Source organism: Candidatus Eremiobacterota bacterium (assembly GCA_031082125.1).
In the GTDB taxonomy this organism is placed as follows: domain Bacteria; phylum Vulcanimicrobiota; class CADAWZ01; order CADAWZ01; family Ess09-12; genus Ess09-12.
In genome coordinates, this window is sequence record JAVHLM010000014.1 from 38,870 (window position 1) to 54,319 (window position 15,450).

Here is a 15,450-nt window from a genome sequence, read left to right on the forward strand (position 1 = left end):
TCCTAATGGCCGGTGATCATTCTGCCCATCACCTCGAAGCCGAATTTGGCGAAGGTAAGGTCAGTCATGCCCGAGTAAGCCGCAATGCCTCCCGCTACGGCTCCTCCCGCGGTAGCAATGGCCTGCGCCGCCTTTTTCCCGGCTTTGCGGCCGATGAGGGCTCCTGAGATGCCTCCTGCCACGAGGCCTACGGCGCCTCCTATCGAGGCGGTCACAAGGGCTTCCATCCCGGAGACGAGGGATCCTCCTATCCGGATGCCTGCCGCAGCGCCCGTAATGGCGCCCTCGACAGCGAGGGTGAGCATGCGGACTGCCTTGGAGGAAGAGCCTCCCGCGAGGCCTCCCACGGCCCCCGCTACAGTTCCGGCCACCACCGAAGCGGGCGTCCCGGGGAGCATGACTGCCTGCTGCGACATGATGGTCCCCATCGCGGCCAGTGAAGCTATCCCCGCCGCAGGCTTCGCGTACTTGATGAGCCCTGTCTCGGCCTCCCTGACGTTCCCGCTGAGAGCGACGCTGTCGCCTTTCAGGGCTGCCTGGCCCTCGGCAGGCGACGGTGACGGGGCCCCCGCGGAATTCAGGGATTGAGCATGGAGAGACGGTGAAGTGACGGACTGGCTTATCATCAGCTACCTCCCGGTTCTTTTCCTGCCGGAGTCCCGGCGTGCTGGCAGGGAATTCCTGTCATGCAGGTTGACGTCATTATAGCATATCCTCCGACAAGATGCCATAAAAAGGCGGCAAGCGGTAGGCTTATGCTTTGATGAGGGTGTCAAGCTCCTGGAGGGATGCAAGAGCCCCTCCCGGGAGGCTCACCTGGCCGTAGGGAGCCTGGGGATCACGGACATTTATCCTTATGAGAGTCGTGCTCTCGGCCCGGTCAAGCAGTGATTCGCTGAAATGGCGCACTGTCGGGATGCTGATTCCCGCGCCGCATTCGATGACGGCCATTTTTTTTCCTTTCACGGCGCGGAGCCACTCTTCGAGGCGAGAGTACTGCTCGTGCTCCCTGTGGCTCAGCCACCCGAAATCACCGAACATGAGGATGTTGGGCCTTGAGAGCCCTTTGCAGTGAGGGCATGAGGGGAGGGGCGGCCGGGCCTGCATGGTGCTTTCATCGATGATGACCGGTTCCGGCGCTGCCGGGAAGATGTGACTGGAGCAGTCCTCGAAGCACTGGTCCCATTCTATGGAGCCATGGCACTCCACGATCCTGTCGCCGTCAAAGCCTGCCTTATGGAAATGGGTGTCCACATTTGAGGTGAAGACAAAGTACGAGAGGGGCTTTGAAGAGGCCCATGCAAGAAGGATACTGAAGCCCTCGTGGGGCTTTGTGGCGCGGTAGAGGTTCCTGCGGTGGCCATAGAACCCCCAGGCGTACGAGGGATCCTTGGAGAACCAGTGGGGATTGGCCATCTCCATGAAGGATTTCCCCAGGTGCCGGTAAGGCGGGTAGGCATTCCAGAAGCCCTCGTTTCCCCTGAAATCGGGGAGGCCCGAGTCCACGCCCATTCCCGCTCCCGCGGTGATGACAATGGCCTCGGCTTCAGCAATGGCTTCGGCCCCTCTTTTTAACTGCTCACTGTCAAGCATTGCTTAACGATCCTTTCCTGTCATTTTCCCCCGGCGCCCTTGATCATCAGTATCACCTGCTGGTAGGCCTCTTTGCCCTGGTATTGAAGCTTTCCGTTAGAATCGTAGACCCTGAAGTTGGGCACCGACTTGATGTCGTACTGCGTGCATACCGGAGAGCCCCATTCTTTTATGTCAATCTTGTGGACCTGCACGTCATGGCGGTCCTTCTGGAGTTTTTCCAGGTACGGCGCAATGTCGTTACAGGGCCCGCACCATGTGGCAAAGAAGTCAAAGATGGTGATCTTTCCCCTGGTGACGTATTTCTCGATGTCCACCTTGCTGCCGGGATCACTTTCGTTGAGGACTTTTATGGTACCGCCATGGGCAACGGCACAGGTGAGGAAAAGGAACAGGGTGCACAGCGCAATCAGGGTTCTCATGGAAGTTCCTCCTTAAGGGTGCGGGATTTTCCTCCCGGGCTTGCTCTCAGGACTCCCCGGGCGTTATTCCCTGATATATTCCTTACGGGGAGCAGAATCCCTCCACGTGGCCGGTGCTTCTTGGCCTGAAGGACCGCTGCTTTTCCGGCAGGTCGTCTGAGTGCGCCAGTTGTTAAATTTTATCGAATCCCTTTACATCCGGAGTGGGATGTGCTATAATAAATATACAGACAAAGATGAGAGCAGTAAAAACTGCCAATAAGTGGAGGGGATCAGAAAACATTCAGGAGGTATAGCATGATCTCTCTCCATTCAGTCTCAAGCGCCCCTGCCAATCCAACCCCCGCTCACTCCACCCCCGCCTGTCCTGGAAAAGAAGGAGCTTCCGCTGAATCACAGGACAGCGTTGTCATAGGGAAAGATCCCGGCGGGAGGAATTTTATCCATAAAGCCCTTTACGGCCTCGGAAAGCTCACCGGCGGCGTGGCGGGCCTGGTGCCCGGCGCGGCCTGCGGCACCGTGAAAGAAAGCGCCACCGCCGACGTGCCCAAGACTGCCGCAAATATCTCGAAGGTGCTCCGTACTGCCGGAGCGGTGAGCGGCATTGCTGCATGCGCCGTTGCCGGGGCTTTCGTGGCCGGCGCTGCCGGCGCTGTCGCCGGCCTCGTGGCAGGCCCCATTGCCGGTGCCGCCCTTGGCTCGGCCCTGGTGCCGGCCCTTCATGGCCTCTATACGGGAATCAAAGGCGCCCTCAAGGGGAGCCTTGGCGGTGCGAAGACGGGAGCCCATATCGGCGGAAAAATTGGCGACGGTGTGGCGCACCTGGTGACGGATACGGCAAAGCACGACCTCCTGGGTGGAATTACGTCGCGCTACGGTGTCAAGGTGAGGGCAGGCGAGGAATTCGCACAGAAGTTTGAAAAGAGCGGGAGCGTAGTCTCCTTTGCCGATCTCAAGAGGGGCCTGAAACATGACCTCAAGGAAGATAAGGAGGGCACTCACCGCGTGGTGGCCTATGGCTCTGATCTGGGAGGCTCCTGGAAGTTTACCGTCGATGTGGCAACACACCGCGGCCCCGATGGGAGGCTTGTCATCGATAATCTCAAGGAAGTTCTGCGATAGTTTCTATCCCGTTCATTGAAGCAGGCCCCTCTCACGGGAGGGGCTTTTTTTATCCCTCTTTCGGCTGTTTTTCAAGGTATTTCTTGAGCAGGGCCATGAAGCGGTCTTTCCCCCGGGAGATGAGGGCTGCGTATTTCTCAGTCATATGGGGCTGTGAGAGAAAATCGGTGAGCTTCATCTGCCCTTTTATGATCATGGAGGTGATTTTCTCGTTGAAGGGGATCTCCTTGTCTGAGAGGGAGAGGCTGCTGTAAAGCATGAGGGACATGATATTCCTGTGGCCTTCCTGCTCTGCCGCGGCGAGGGGAGTGATGCCCATGCGGTCGGGTATGCTGAAGTCGGCGCCCCTGAGCAGAAGAAGGGCCGCCACATCGCTGGTGCCGCAAGCCGCCGCCAGGTGAAGGGCTGTCCTGCCCTCCCTGTCTTTCCCATGAATATCGGCACCTTTTGCGATAAGGATGGCAGCGATTTTCTTACGGCCGTTCTGAGCCGCCCTGTGGAGGGGCGTGCTCCCTGTATCGTCGCGGACATTTACCTCATGGCCGTTTTTCAGGAGCAGCGCGGCGAAGTCTTCATGGCCCCACACTGCAGCCACGTGGAGGGGAGTGACGGCGCTCCCGTCTCCTTGTGCAGCGGCGGCTCCATGGAGCAGGAGTGTTTCCGCAATGACGGTGAAGCCTCCCCTCGCGGCAAGATGGAGGGGAGTGGTTCCCAGGGGGTCGGCGGCATTCACCTCGGCATGGCGGGAAAGAAGCACCTCGGCCATGTCGCACCTGTTGTGCTGCGCCGCCAGGTGAAGGTATGTTCTTCCCTCATCATTTTTCCAGTTCACATCAGCGCCGTGGCCGATGAGAAACTCCGCCGTTTCCCTGTGATTGGTCCAGAGTGCCCAGTAAAGTGGCGAGAGCCCTTCTTTGTCGAGAATATTCACCTTGGCGCCCCTGCTCACCAGGAGCTCGACAATTTCCAGCAGGCCGTTCTGTGCTGCCAGACGCAGGGGCGTCCACCCTGAGGAATCTTCGGCGTTCACCTTGGCGCCCTTTTCAATGAGAAGGGCTGCCGTGTCGGGATGGCCGTACCACGCTGCCATGTGGAGGGGCGTCTTTCCTTCCCTGTCGGACTTGTTGAGGGCGGCGCCCCGGGAGAGGAGGAGCTCCGCAATGGCCAGCTGGCCGTACCAGGCCGCTATATGGAGGGGGGTGCGCCCCTCGCGATCGCCGATGTTCACGGGGATGCTCCTGTTAAGGAACTCCGATACGGCCTCGAGGTCCCTTCTCCTCACGGCATCAAAGATATCCTTATAGATGATGGTCGTTATCTTCTGGCCGCCTCCCGGCCTGGCGATGGCGATCTGCCTTGTCACCAGGGGGAGATGGGCAGGGAGGGCTGAAGGGGGTGGGCCTGCAGGCTGCACAAAGGTCCCCGCGAGCATGGCCAAGACCTCCCGGGCCGATGAGGGCCTGTTCTGTGGCACCAGGTCCACCATAGAGAGCACGAGGTCGCTCAAGTATTCAGGGACAGCGGGGTTGAGCTTCGACGGGGCCTCGAAGGTGAAGAGGGTCGCCGCGCTTCCCTCGGGGTCGAGGCCGGTGAAGAGGTAATGCATGAGGGCCCCCAGGGAATAGAGGTCGCTCCGGGGCTCGGCCTGCCCCTTGTACTGCTCCGGGGCGGCATATCCCGGCGTCCCGATGGCCGTGCCTTTTTTCTGCGGGATGAAGAGGCGCGCGATACCGAAGTCCACAAGAAAGACCTTGTCCTCGCGGAGCATCACGTTTGAAGGCTTGATATCGCGGTAGATCACCGGAGGGTCCTGCCGGTGGAGATACTCCAGGATTTCCAGGACCTGCGCGAAGAGGCGCCTTGCCTCGTCGAAGGGGAAGGGCTTGCCGCCCCGCTCCCTGATGAGGGTGTCGAGATCCTTCCCCTCGATGAAAGTCATCACCAGGTAGTGGGCGGCCTGCGGGGAATCGGGGTCGGGCGCAGTAAAGTAGTCGATGACCCTGGGAAGGCCGCCATGATGGAGGCGCGAGAGAAGCGTAGCCTCGTCCCTGAAGCGCTCCTCTGCGTACTGCCGTTCTTCCGGCGTTGCGAAGGTAGAGAGCATTTTCTTGAGGGCAACCGGTGTCTTGAGCCTTGAGTCCCAGGCGTGGTACACGCACCCCATGGAGCCCGATTTGATAATCCTGTGGACATGGTAGCGGTTTTCCAGGGTATAGAGCACCAAGGGGGTGCCGCACCCTGTGCAGGCAGGGCTTTCAGGGTCATTTTCTCTCCGGCACTGTGGACATGTCAAGGCCATAGCTGCTCCCGGCTTGTTCTTCTCACCTTGCAAAACCTGTAAACCCTTTAGCTGTCCAGGATTTTCACATCTTGTTACCGCTCCCACTTCACCAGCAGGAGGGGTTTCCCGTCAAGGGTGAGGTCAAAAATATTTCCCGGCCCCACGGGGCCAGGCGGTCCTGCCCTCATCCCGGGCATGTCGGGGGGAGGCCCGGGCGGTCCCCCCGCTGCGGCAGGGTCGCTGTGGGAAGGCACCCTGGGGATGGGAATGCTCTCAATGACGGTCATCTTCTCATTTTCCCCGAGGGAGGGCCTCAGGCTCTCAAGCTCGTGCTCCCTGGCAAGCCAGCAGACCCTGCCGGTGCCTCCGGCCCAGCTCCACAGATCGCCGGAAAAAGCGTCCCGGAGGTTCTTCCCTTTGAGATCCCTGTATTTTTTCAATCCTTCTTCGTTCCTGAACAGTTCAGGGCCTCTGCGGGGCGTGAAGTGGCCATAGAACGGCTCTGGAAAGGTTGTGCGGTCTGTGAGGGAAGTTCCGTCAGCCAGGTGCCAGCGGCCCAGGAAATCGAGGTGCTGGTTGATGCCATCGGGAGCTATCACCACGGTCCCCGGCGCGGCATGCTTTTCAAGCACGGTGGTTATTCCGGCGAGGATGGCGCTCCTGAAACGGAGTGGCTCAAGCGAATGCAGGGAAAGGGGGATTCCCCAGAGGGTATTGAGCACGAGGAGCGCCGAGACTGCAGGCACCGCGGCGAGGCTGCTCCTGTCACAGGCCATCTTCAGGAACCACACTCCCGCAGCCGTGTAGAGATAGAAAGTGGGGATCAGGAAGCGCATTGACTGAGGATCGGCCCTGAAGCTGTATGCCATGTAGAGCGCCGTGACAGGGACCACAAGGAGGCTGAAGAAGAGCCCCTCTTTCCAGGTATCCTCCTGAGCGCTCATGGCCACGATTCCAAGGAAGCCCGGCACGAACAGGAGGCCGCACCCCTCGCTCATCAGCTTCTGCAGGTAGGGAAGAAAGTTCTGGAGGAAAAAGGAGATGCCGAAAGACACCGCCAGGTGATCTGAGAGTCCGTAGCCTGTTTTCCAGAAAGCGCCGAAGGCTCCCTGGTTTCGAAGACCCAGCAGCAGAAGGGGGAGAGCGGCGCCGGAGAGGCATGCCGCCAGGGATTTCAGATCTTGCCCGGGGCTCCTGACCGTGACCAGCATATATACCGCAAGGGCAGGCAGAAACAGTGCCTCAGGATAGTGTATGGCAGGGATTATCCCCAGAAAGAGCCCGCCGGTAAAGCTCCAGAGGGGGGAGAAGGTTTTCCTCCACTGGAAGAGGCAGTAAAGACCCCATACAAGGAAAAAGGAGACTGAGGTATGGGAGTCGTGAACAAGGGCATGCTCGTTGGCAAAAGGATTTACCGCCATCAGCGCGGCGGCGAGGAGCGCCCATGATTCACCAATCCAGGATCGGCAAAGAAGGAAAAGCCCCAGGAGGGTCAGTGAAGCCATGATGAGAGGGAGCACAAGCACCCGCTCCGGCCCGAAGGCTTTGTAGAAGGGGGCCGTTATCGCCGGAAGGCCCGGGGGATATCTGCTGAAGTAGCGCCTCTTCCCGTCATAGAGCCAGTGGAAACCGACATACTGCACGGGAGACTCGGTGGTGAGAAAAGTCCTCCCCTCGCGGGCAATGAGCCTTGCCTGGACCAGGTAGCCGTTGGCGTCAGGCGTCGAGATGGCAGGCTCAAGAAAGGAGAGGAGGAAGAAGAAATGCATGATCACGAGAAGGATGGCGGCGGCGAGGTGGCCCTTCCCTGTGAAAGCATTCCAGGGAAGCCTTTGCCGCGCCTTTGTCTCTTGAGTTCCGTGAGCCTGGTTCATGCCCTGTTCCGGTAAGCCTTTCTGGGAGATACTTCCCCTTTTGTGAAGGTACTCCTCTCATGAGGGCACGGCAGGATTCACAGGCTACCAGATTGTTCTCACGGGATACTGGGTGATCAGGGGGTCCGGGGTAAGCAGCGGGAGGCTGTGGGCAATAGACTGACATATCAGCATCCTGTCGAAGGGATCCTTATGCACGGCGGGAAGCCTGGAAAGTTGAAGAACTGCCTCTTCGTAAAGTGGCAGTTCCGTTATTCCGTGGAGCTCCCTGTAGTGAGGGACAAAATCCCTTGCCGGCAAGGGCAAAGGCAGTCTTCCCGCGGAGTTCTTGATGATGATCTCCCATGCAGAAACAGAGCTCATGTAAATCTCATTACTGGAATCTGTGAACAGGATGCGGCATTTGCGGGAGATCTCCGTGCTCCCCGAGATAATCCACAGGAATGTGCATGTGTCAAGGAGCAGTTTCATGAGCCTCTCCTGAAAAGGACTGCAGGATATCGTCAGGGAGAGCTTCAAAAAAGCTCTCAGGAACATGGAAGATTTTCCTGGCCAGTCCCATCGGCCTTTTTCCCTCTTTTGGCTGCTGCAGCAGCTTAATCTCGGCGATTGGCTTGTTTCTCCTGCAGAGAATAAGTGAGTCGTTCTCCTTCAGATTATCGATATATTCTGAGAGATGAGTCTTGGCATCATGAATGTTGACTCGCTTCATGATTCAATTATAGACTAAGTATCTGGTCCTGTCAATCGAAGAGATGGGGATAGGAAGCTAGATTTCGGCACCCCCCGGCCTCCGCAGATACTATACAAGAAAATTCCGGGAAGCAGTGCGTCGGTGCGAGGAAAAGGGCGGGATATCGGGCTGAAAGCCCTGATGCGGTATGCGCAGAACCAGAGCCCTTCAGCCCCGGCAAGAGGATCTTTATTTCAGGAACACTGAGGTTATTCATTTCGATCTTGCAAAGCTTAATGAGAGCACCATATTGAAAGTTGTGGAGTCATCAGTGATTGTCATCCATTGTCCTCCTGTCAGGCTGTCTTTATTAACAGTCAACTTGAGTGTGGCATCACAATAGACTTCCTTGTGCGTTCTTCCTGTAGTGTCCGTCACAGGTCCTTTATATGCGACAGTGAGCGTGTTGCCGCTTCCGCTCACTTTGTATCCTTCCGGGCTTCCAAATCGGTCGCTTCCAATATAAATTGCATAGGTGTCTTTGTAGGGGACTATGCTCAAGGTGGCCTTGAATTTCTGCCCGATATCGCTTTTATTGCTGCTTCTTACCACTTTGGAATAACCGGTCCATTGGCCCGCGAAGGGACTCCATACCGAGTCTGGATTTTGTGCCGGTGGGGGTGCGGGAGTTCTCCGCGGTGGTTGAGGCGCTTCTATCACATCGATTGCAACAGCATCCTCTGCAGTAATCGCAGAATCCCTGGCATCAGTGACATATACCGCAACAGTGTATTTGCCCGGATTCTTGAATTTGGCCTTGTTGCTTGGAAGCTCGTGTTTTGCTCCCTGGTAAGTTTTTCCATTCACCGACCACCTGTAGGTATATTTCTGTGAGCCGCCTGTCGCTTTGGCATAAAGCTGGATTGTCTCGCCGACTTGTGCTCTGGCCTTCCCGGCTGAAAGCGTCACTTTTAGAGGCTTTTCAACGGGCGGAGCAGGTACAGCCGCTTTTACCCTTATAACTACAGATGCTTCCTGGACGGAGTCCGCCTCGTCCTGCACATGGACTTTTACCGTATGGTCACCTGGATTCTTGAAAACGGCTTTGTTGTTTGTAAGACTGTGTTGTGCTCCTGTAGCGAGTCTTCCATCCAGAAACCATGAATAGCTGTAATCTTTAACCCCTCCCTGCGCTTTTGCAGTGAAGGCGACTTTCTCTCCAGGTTTTACCGTGGTCTTGCTTGCAGATAAAGTGACAGAGAGAGGCCTGGTTTCCGGCCTGGTCTCAGGCACTGTTTCAGGCCTGGCCGCAGGCGCAACGGCAGTGATCGTCACTGCTCCATTGGCCTCGAGGCGGGGGCTTGAGGCATCTTTGACAATGACCACGAGCGTATGTTTGCCAGGCCCCGGCAAGGTAATATCAACTGAAGGCACGTTGCATCCAGTGCTTGGCACACCGCTGAAAGTCCATGCATATTCATAGGGCGGCTTCCCCCCGGAGACACCTGCTTTCACGGTGACTTTTTCGCCGGGCCGGGCCGTTGTCCTGGCTGCAGATAACGACACCGCGAGAGGCTTTGTTTCCGGCGCCGGGGTGGTAAATGCGACGGTATCCCGGGCCTCAAGACGTGGATTTGAAGCGTCCTTGACGATGACGAGAAGCGTATGCCTCCCCGGCCCCCCCACAGTGATATCAATCTGATCCATAGAATTCAGCTTGGTGTTTGGCGGGTTGTTGTCCAAAATCCATGCATATTCATAGCGCGGCTTCCCACCCGTAACATTCGCCTTCACCGTGACTTTCTCACCGGGCTTGATGGTTGTCTTTGCTGCAGATAAAGCGACCGAAAGATGCTTTTCCCCCTCTATCTGCGTACTGCCGCCAGTTGGCACCGGCGTCGGAACCGGAGACGCAGCCGGTTTTGGTTTTGCCTTCCCGGTGAGCGCGTTGATAATGGCGGTGGCCTTGCCTGGATATTCCTTCTTTATCTCTTCAATGAACCTGTTCCACTGCGCGCGCGTTTCTTCTATTGCTACTTTTCTGGCGATAGCATAAAGGGTATAATTTGAGCCTGGCACTTTTAGCGCGCCTTCTCTTGTGGACTCGTCGTCTTTATTGACATCCTCGTGAATGAGGGTGTAATCGCCTGTCATGTAATCGATGGCGCCTTTGTAAGAATTGTTAAGGAGCTTGTATTCGGCGTCATCGGCGAATTTAAGGCGAGGATGCTCTGCGCGCAGGCCGTCAATACATACCTTGCGCGGCCTCAGCTTTTCGTTGCTGTAAACGTTTGAAAAATAGAAATAACCGGTCTTCAGGCCCGCCGGGGGGGAATTCAACTGTGTGCCAAATAGATAAAGCGGTTTTATGTTTTCCGGCTTTATGCCTTTTTTAAGACAGAGCTCCACATAATTGGAATGCGCGTAAAAATCCTGAACGGTATGAAAAAGATGGCCCAGATATTCAAGTGCCTTATTTCTGCCCGTGATGCTTTCATCGGCGGAACCCGCGGCAGATATCGCGTTTACATACTGAGTATCAGCATAATCAAGCGATCCGTCTATGCTGTTGTCATCGAAATGATGCGTCGGCGCCATTAAATAATGCGGTACTCTGTCCTGATCGGTGTTTCCTGTATCAATAAAACCGAATGTCTCCTGGGTAAAATAAGAGCCGACTGCAGCTCTGGTAATGCTCTCATGCACCGTGCCTCCCAGCGGGCGGAATGTGCTGAATGAATAGACGGGCAGCGCTGCAAGAAAGACTAAAAACAAAGTAAGCAGCGATTTATCAAGTTTCATAGGGCAATCTCCTCGCTTGATTTTAAACTGTGGTGACTTTCACTCCGGAAAAACATTGCTCTGGCTGCTTCGTGGAGAGGCATCACTCCATCGTCAGTTAAGGCGTTTACCTCTGGCCCCTTTGAGATAAGCAATCCCGATATTGAGGATAGGAAGCGAGATCCCGGCGCCCCGCGGCTTCCGAAGGAATTATACAAGAAATTTCCGGAAAAGTCCAGAAATTTCCCGGCGAAAGCGGTGAAAGGGGGGTAAAGAGAGAAAAATTCCGGGAAGCGGTGCGTCGGTGCGAGGAAAAAGGCGGGATATCGGGCTGAAAGCCCTTATGCGGTATGCGCAGAACCAGAGCGCCGCCCAGGTGAGGGGAATTCTCTGCGAGCTCACGGGAAAGCCAGAGGGCTCCATGAAAAAGTACGGGGTATTCCTGAAGGAGATCCGCCTGGAGTCCCTCTTCCCCTTCAGGAAAAGGAAGGATACTTAGGATTCCAGCCCTTTTTCCGGTAGATTTCATTGAGACGGCCTCGTGCGTCAGCCACAGCCTTCTCATCCCATGAATTATCCGGATCGGACAACTCCAGGTACTTCTCGTAATCGGCCTGCGCGCGCTCAAGGTCGCCCATCCCTTCAAAGGCTCGGCCCCTGTCATAATAAAGGCTCACCATGAAGGTGCGAAAGTCCCAGAGCGAGATAGCCCTGGTAAGATCGCTGACGGCCCGGTCATAGCATCCTCTCTTCAAATGGGCATAGCCGCGGTAACAGTAGGGAAGCTCATCGCGGGGCCTGACCCTGATATAGCGGTCAAAGCAGGTGATGGCCCCGTCGAAGTCCTCCCTGCTGAGGCGCTCAAGCCCCTCGGCGAGGCAGGCCTCCCTCTTCTTGCTGCTCACGAAAAGGCTCCCCATGGTGAAAGAGTTCTCCCCCTTTCCCTTTGTTCCCGCTTTTTCACCAGGCCTTTTGGGGATGCCGGCCGCGGAGTGATGGATCACCTGCAGGAGATACAAAGACTACAATCGCATGATCGCTTCAGATGGGTAGCCCAATTACACGGGCCCCAGCAGATTTCTGGAAGGGACTATATGCAGCGGCTCTCCGCGGTAAAGGCTTGATCTTTTCCGGGAATTCATATAATATGGATACCAGGAGGCTTGCATGGAACTCTATCCCCCCGGCACCGCTCACAGCCCGTCGATGGCAATGCCGCCCCTTGCTCCCAAGGGAGAGCCTCCCGGGCAGGACATGGCAGCGCCCGCGCCTTCGGATTCGTTTACACCGGGCACGGCGGCGGTGATGCGGGATGCGGCGTCGGCAGCCTCGGGCCTCTTCGGGGCCACAGCAAAGGAGTACGAGAAGGCTCTGGAAAACGACAGGAAGTTTACCAGCACGCCGGTGCTCTTCGGGAATTCAGCAGGCTGGAAAGCCCCGCTCCTCGAGGAAGGGGAGAGAGGCGAGTATGAAAAGATCATATGCGCCGGCGGCGACAAGGTCCTGATCCTCCCCCTCAGGAACAACTGCGGCACACTCAAGGGGACTGCAGTCTTCGTGAGCCCAGAAAAGGGAGTCATTGAAAAGCCCGACGTGAATAAGATAGGCCAGCAGTATGCCCAGAGGATCACCGCATCTTTCGACGGCTCGAGGACCTATATCACCGACGGCCTCTCCTCCCACGTGAAGTCCTTCGATGAAAGCCTCGATTTTGTTGCCGACATGGACCTTGCCTCGTACCATGCCGACTTCGGAAGGGTCAACGACTTCAGGTGCGGGGTGAAAGCCAATTATGCCTTCGTGCTCTCCCCACAGAACGCCTCCGATGACAAGGATTACCTCGTGGCCCTCGAGCCCTCGACCAACAGGCCCCTCTGGCACAGGGAGCTCCCGCACCTCCAGAAGCACGGCGTCTTCGAGGGCCCCGACGGCAGCGTCTACGCCGTGACCGATGATCATGGCGCCTTTGCGCTCCATAAATTCTCCCGCGACGGCAAGGAAAAGGGTGTGATGGCCATGGAAGGGCGCCCCCGGGATATCGTCTTCCAGAAGGACGCCACCATGGTAATGAACATCGAGGGGGGCGGCGTGAGAGCCCTCACCCCTTCAAGCAGGAAGCCGGGGAACTACACTCAGAAGTGGGCCATCACCAGCAAGGAATATTACGGCTTCCAGCCCTCGAGGGACGGCAGCTCCCTTTATGGCATTGACAACGGGTGGTCCAGGAACAGGCTTGCGAAGATCGATGCTGAAACAGGCAGTGTTCTGTGGGAAAAGGATGCAAAAGATTCCCACCTGCTGGACTTCAGGGTCATCAACGACGAGATTTACACGCTCTCTCAGGGCCATGACCACAAGACGGTGTTCATGAGGAAATTTGGCGCCGATGGGAAGACCCTCTGGGAGGACAGCGCTCCCCTCGGGGAACTGGGCCAGTGGCATGGACCCGCCATCACGCCCAAAGGCGGATTCATTTTCGCCGGGGATCGCGACGGCTCTCTCTATTTCATGCATCCCAGGAGGGATGGCGAGACCAGGGAGAGCATCGCGGCGGAGCTTTCAAATCCCCATGAGGCCGAATACTTCAGGGAAAGAGTGCTTGAGATGGCAGAGGCCGGGCCCGTGGAAAAGCCTGATGAAAAAAAGATTGTCGAAGAAGACCAGTTCCTGATCATCGGTGGCCTGAAGATAAAGAAGAAGGATACCCGGTGAAGCCTTCTCCTGTCAGTTATACCACGCGTTGAAAGTCTCCGAGGTGCCGTCCATCTTCACATCGTATGTCCTCGAGGCGCCGCCTTCCCAATTCACCGTCACGGTGTACCATTTGCCTTCCTTGGCCGTTCCCAGGGAGAGGCTCTGCTCGGGATTATGGCCGTAGTTGCTGAACTGCTCGGAGGTCCTGTTCTTGTAGTTGCCATATTCCGTTATCTTTATTGACTTCACGGGATGATATTCACCGTTTTGCTCGTAGCCATGGGCATTCACGCTGAGAGTACCGGTTTTTGCCTCGTTTTTGTCAGGTTTCACGGGATTGGTGGCGTTGGCCTCGGCGGCGCGCCTCAGGGCATCCTGCTTGGCCTTCATCATCTGCTGGAGGAAGCTGGCTGAGTCCTGCATGTCAGGCGGGAGCTCCATGCCGGGTGGCATCTCCATGCCTGGTGGCAGCTCCATGGAGGGCATCGAGGGGACGTTTATCGTTGAGGGCCATCGGGGCGCAGGGCCAGGGTCAAGCGGCGGAGCTTCCTGGGGGAAGGCCTGGAATCTATTGGGATTCTGGGAGGTCACCGGGTTTCTCATATCAATAACCCGCTCGCGGGGCGCGGGCCCCTGTGGCGGTGCAGCCTGCGCAGTCGGGGCGCAGCCGACACCGGCAAAGCCCAGGAGGGCGAGCGCCAGACCCAGGCAGGCCATGTGTGAGCGGTGGGAATAGAGGTGGAAGCCCTCGGATTCAGAGGATGCGGTCTTATGGGCCGCTTTGTAGCGGAGAATCTCACTTCTTGACGGATAGGGTGAAGGCTGCCCCTTCTCCAGGATGTCGCGGGGATCTTCAGCAGGCCCTTCCCTGAGGGTTCCAAATCCCTGAAGGGTTCCGGCCGGCCAGCTTGTTTTCTGATTGACAGGCTTGATAGGGTCCATGACTTCTCTCCTCCCGTAATTACTGCCGCGGCTTTCCTGCCGCGGGCAGCGCTTGCCTGGCAAGCCCAGGCCTTATTGTTCCTGCTCCCTGCCATAGAGGGCCGTGAGGGCCTTATCGACACGCTGTGACCAGGACCATTCGTTGTGAGTGGCGCCGGGGTCCTCGAAGTAAAAAAGCTCTTTGCCGAAGGCATATCCCTTCCTGAGGAACACGTTCCCCATATCCCGCGTGTCCTCGACGGCGTCGCAGATGCCGTTCTGGTTGTCATCCTGGTCGCTCTCCCTGGTGCCGATGTCAAGCCAGATTTTTGAGGGCCCTTTCGAGGCGGGGTCTTCCGCTATCATATCGACGATCTGCTTCCCGGCCCACCATATCGAAGGCGAGAGGGCTCCCACGAGGCCGAAGGTAGCGGGGTATTTCCACCCGAGATAGAGTGCTGAAAGGCCTCCCAGCGACGAGCCCATTATCCCCGTCTCCTCAGGTTTCAGTGACGTCCTGAAGGTGCTGTCGATAAAGGGCTTGAGCTCTTCGGTGAGAAACCTGGCGTACTGGGGAAGCTTTCCCCCGCCATGGACGGGATCGGGCACGGGGGTGTACTCGCTCATCCTGTCCTTGGTGTTGCTCACGGCAACAATTATCACATCCTTGAGGGCTCCTTCCCTGATGAGCCGCTCCGCAGTCTCATCGACGCCCCATTCTACCCCTCCGAAAGCCGTCCCGCTGTTGAAGACATTCTGGCCGTCGGCCATGTAGAGGACGGGGTATTTTTTTCCGGGGTGCTGCTCATAGCCGGGAGGAAGATAGACATAGACATTCCTGTCGTTGCCGAGGATTTCAGAGTGAAAGTCATTGAAGATCCTGACGTCTCCCGTGTATGTGCCTCCCGTGGCGGGGATGCCGGCAGCTTTCTTCAGGAAGGATGGCGCGCTGCCGTCAGGGCTTTCGGCTCCCAGGGAGACCGAGTCCTGACGGATGCAAAGGCCCTCGCCGTCGGAACTGCCTTCAATGACCTTCGGCAAAGGCGCAGGGGAATGAAAAGAGCTTCCCTTTATCTCCATGAGAACAAT

At 57.1% G+C, this 15,450-nt stretch carries 14 protein-coding genes; 3 read left to right on the plus strand and 11 right to left on the minus strand.

Annotated features, from left to right (window positions below):
• Nucleotides 1-2 precede the first annotated feature (2 nt).
• From RDV48_16045 to RDV48_16055, 3 genes are all read right to left on the minus strand, one after another.
• Nucleotides 3-626 (minus strand): hypothetical protein, encoded by a 624-nt coding sequence (locus RDV48_16045; GenBank protein ID MDQ7824314.1) that lies wholly within the window; start codon nucleotides 624-626, stop codon nucleotides 3-5.
• Nucleotides 627-753: 127 nt separating this feature from the next.
• A complete protein-coding gene (locus RDV48_16050) occupies nucleotides 754-1,593 on the minus strand; it encodes a Sir2 family NAD-dependent protein deacetylase (protein MDQ7824315.1) in 840 nt (279 codons plus the stop codon).
• 20 nt (nucleotides 1,594-1,613) lie between these two features.
• Nucleotides 1,614-2,015: a thioredoxin family protein gene (locus RDV48_16055; GenBank protein MDQ7824316.1), complete on the minus strand. Its 402-nt coding sequence runs from the start codon at nucleotides 2,013-2,015 to the stop codon at nucleotides 1,614-1,616.
• Between the two features lie 297 nt (nucleotides 2,016-2,312).
• On the opposite strand from RDV48_16055, the gene RDV48_16060 reads away from it, so the two are divergent.
• Nucleotides 2,313-3,137, plus strand: a complete 825-nt coding sequence (locus tag RDV48_16060) for a hypothetical protein (GenBank protein ID MDQ7824317.1) — start codon at nucleotides 2,313-2,315, stop codon at nucleotides 3,135-3,137.
• Nucleotides 3,138-3,186: 49 nt separating this feature from the next.
• Here the strand turns inward: RDV48_16060 and RDV48_16065 are convergent, their stop codons facing one another.
• The 5 genes from RDV48_16065 to RDV48_16085 form a co-directional block, all read right to left on the minus strand.
• The gene (locus RDV48_16065; protein MDQ7824318.1) at nucleotides 3,187-5,436 is read right to left on the minus strand and encodes an ankyrin repeat domain-containing protein; all 2,250 of its coding nucleotides are present in this window, start codon (nucleotides 5,434-5,436) and stop codon (nucleotides 3,187-3,189) included.
• 74 nt (nucleotides 5,437-5,510) lie between these two features.
• Nucleotides 5,511-7,292, minus strand: a complete 1,782-nt coding sequence (locus RDV48_16070; protein MDQ7824319.1) for a glycosyltransferase family 39 protein — start codon at nucleotides 7,290-7,292, stop codon at nucleotides 5,511-5,513.
• An 84-nt stretch (nucleotides 7,293-7,376) separates the two neighbouring features.
• Entirely contained in the window at nucleotides 7,377-7,763 is a 387-nt protein-coding gene (locus RDV48_16075; GenBank protein MDQ7824320.1) for a type II toxin-antitoxin system VapC family toxin, read from the minus strand.
• Nucleotides 7,747-8,004 (minus strand): type II toxin-antitoxin system Phd/YefM family antitoxin, encoded by a 258-nt coding sequence (locus RDV48_16080; GenBank protein ID MDQ7824321.1) that lies wholly within the window; start codon nucleotides 8,002-8,004, stop codon nucleotides 7,747-7,749. The genes RDV48_16075 and RDV48_16080 overlap by 17 nt, the downstream gene beginning before the upstream one ends.
• A gap of 234 nt (nucleotides 8,005-8,238) precedes the next feature.
• Nucleotides 8,239-10,767 carry a PKD domain-containing protein gene (locus RDV48_16085; GenBank protein ID MDQ7824322.1) on the minus strand — a complete coding sequence of 843 codons (2,529 nt, stop codon included), beginning with the start codon at nucleotides 10,765-10,767 and terminating at the stop codon, nucleotides 8,239-8,241.
• Between the two features lie 283 nt (nucleotides 10,768-11,050).
• Between RDV48_16085 and RDV48_16090 the strand changes: the two genes are divergently transcribed.
• Nucleotides 11,051-11,245: a hypothetical protein gene (locus RDV48_16090; protein ID MDQ7824323.1), complete on the plus strand. Its 195-nt coding sequence runs from the start codon at nucleotides 11,051-11,053 to the stop codon at nucleotides 11,243-11,245.
• Here the strand turns inward: RDV48_16090 and RDV48_16095 are convergent.
• Complete coding sequence (locus RDV48_16095; GenBank protein MDQ7824324.1) at nucleotides 11,223-11,651, minus strand: tetratricopeptide repeat protein; 429 nt, start codon at nucleotides 11,649-11,651, stop codon at nucleotides 11,223-11,225. The two genes, RDV48_16090 and RDV48_16095, sit on opposite strands and share 23 nt — an antisense overlap.
• 262 nt (nucleotides 11,652-11,913) lie before the next feature.
• Between RDV48_16095 and RDV48_16100 the strand changes: the two genes are divergently transcribed.
• A complete protein-coding gene (locus tag RDV48_16100; GenBank protein ID MDQ7824325.1) occupies nucleotides 11,914-13,458 on the plus strand; it encodes a PQQ-binding-like beta-propeller repeat protein in 1,545 nt (514 codons plus the stop codon).
• 12 nt (nucleotides 13,459-13,470) lie between these two features.
• Here the strand turns inward: RDV48_16100 and RDV48_16105 are convergent, their stop codons facing one another.
• Nucleotides 13,471-14,382 (minus strand): hypothetical protein, encoded by a 912-nt coding sequence (locus RDV48_16105; GenBank protein ID MDQ7824326.1) that lies wholly within the window; start codon nucleotides 14,380-14,382, stop codon nucleotides 13,471-13,473.
• A 72-nt stretch (nucleotides 14,383-14,454) separates the two neighbouring features.
• Nucleotides 14,455-15,441, minus strand: a complete 987-nt coding sequence (locus tag RDV48_16110) for an alpha/beta hydrolase-fold protein (GenBank protein MDQ7824327.1) — start codon at nucleotides 15,439-15,441, stop codon at nucleotides 14,455-14,457.
• Nucleotides 15,442-15,450 lie beyond the last annotated feature (9 nt).

Excerpts from the sequence above, each read along its gene's own strand:
- RDV48_16080 (MDQ7824321.1), bottom strand. The coding sequence starts at position 8,004 with ATGAAGCGAGTCAACATTCATGATGCCAAGACTCATCTCTCAGAATAT.
- RDV48_16065 (MDQ7824318.1), bottom strand. The coding sequence starts at position 5,436 with ATGGCCTTGACATGTCCACAGTGCCGGAGAGAAAATGACCCTGAAAGC.
- RDV48_16110 (MDQ7824327.1), bottom strand. The coding sequence starts at position 15,441 with ATGGAGATAAAGGGAAGCTCTTTTCATTCCCCTGCGCCTTTGCCGAAG.
- RDV48_16100 (MDQ7824325.1), top strand. The coding sequence starts at position 11,914 with ATGGAACTCTATCCCCCCGGCACCGCTCACAGCCCGTCGATGGCAATG.
- RDV48_16050 (MDQ7824315.1), bottom strand. The coding sequence starts at position 1,593 with ATGCTTGACAGTGAGCAGTTAAAAAGAGGGGCCGAAGCCATTGCTGAA.
- RDV48_16070 (MDQ7824319.1), bottom strand. The coding sequence starts at position 7,292 with ATGAACCAGGCTCACGGAACTCAAGAGACAAAGGCGCGGCAAAGGCTT.
- RDV48_16060 (MDQ7824317.1), top strand. The coding sequence starts at position 2,313 with ATGATCTCTCTCCATTCAGTCTCAAGCGCCCCTGCCAATCCAACCCCC.
- RDV48_16105 (MDQ7824326.1), bottom strand. The coding sequence starts at position 14,382 with ATGGACCCTATCAAGCCTGTCAATCAGAAAACAAGCTGGCCGGCCGGA.
- RDV48_16075 (MDQ7824320.1), bottom strand. The coding sequence starts at position 7,763 with ATGAAACTGCTCCTTGACACATGCACATTCCTGTGGATTATCTCGGGG.
- RDV48_16085 (MDQ7824322.1), bottom strand. The coding sequence starts at position 10,767 with ATGAAACTTGATAAATCGCTGCTTACTTTGTTTTTAGTCTTTCTTGCA.
- RDV48_16045 (MDQ7824314.1), bottom strand. The coding sequence starts at position 626 with ATGATAAGCCAGTCCGTCACTTCACCGTCTCTCCATGCTCAATCCCTG.
- RDV48_16055 (MDQ7824316.1), bottom strand. The coding sequence starts at position 2,015 with ATGAGAACCCTGATTGCGCTGTGCACCCTGTTCCTTTTCCTCACCTGT.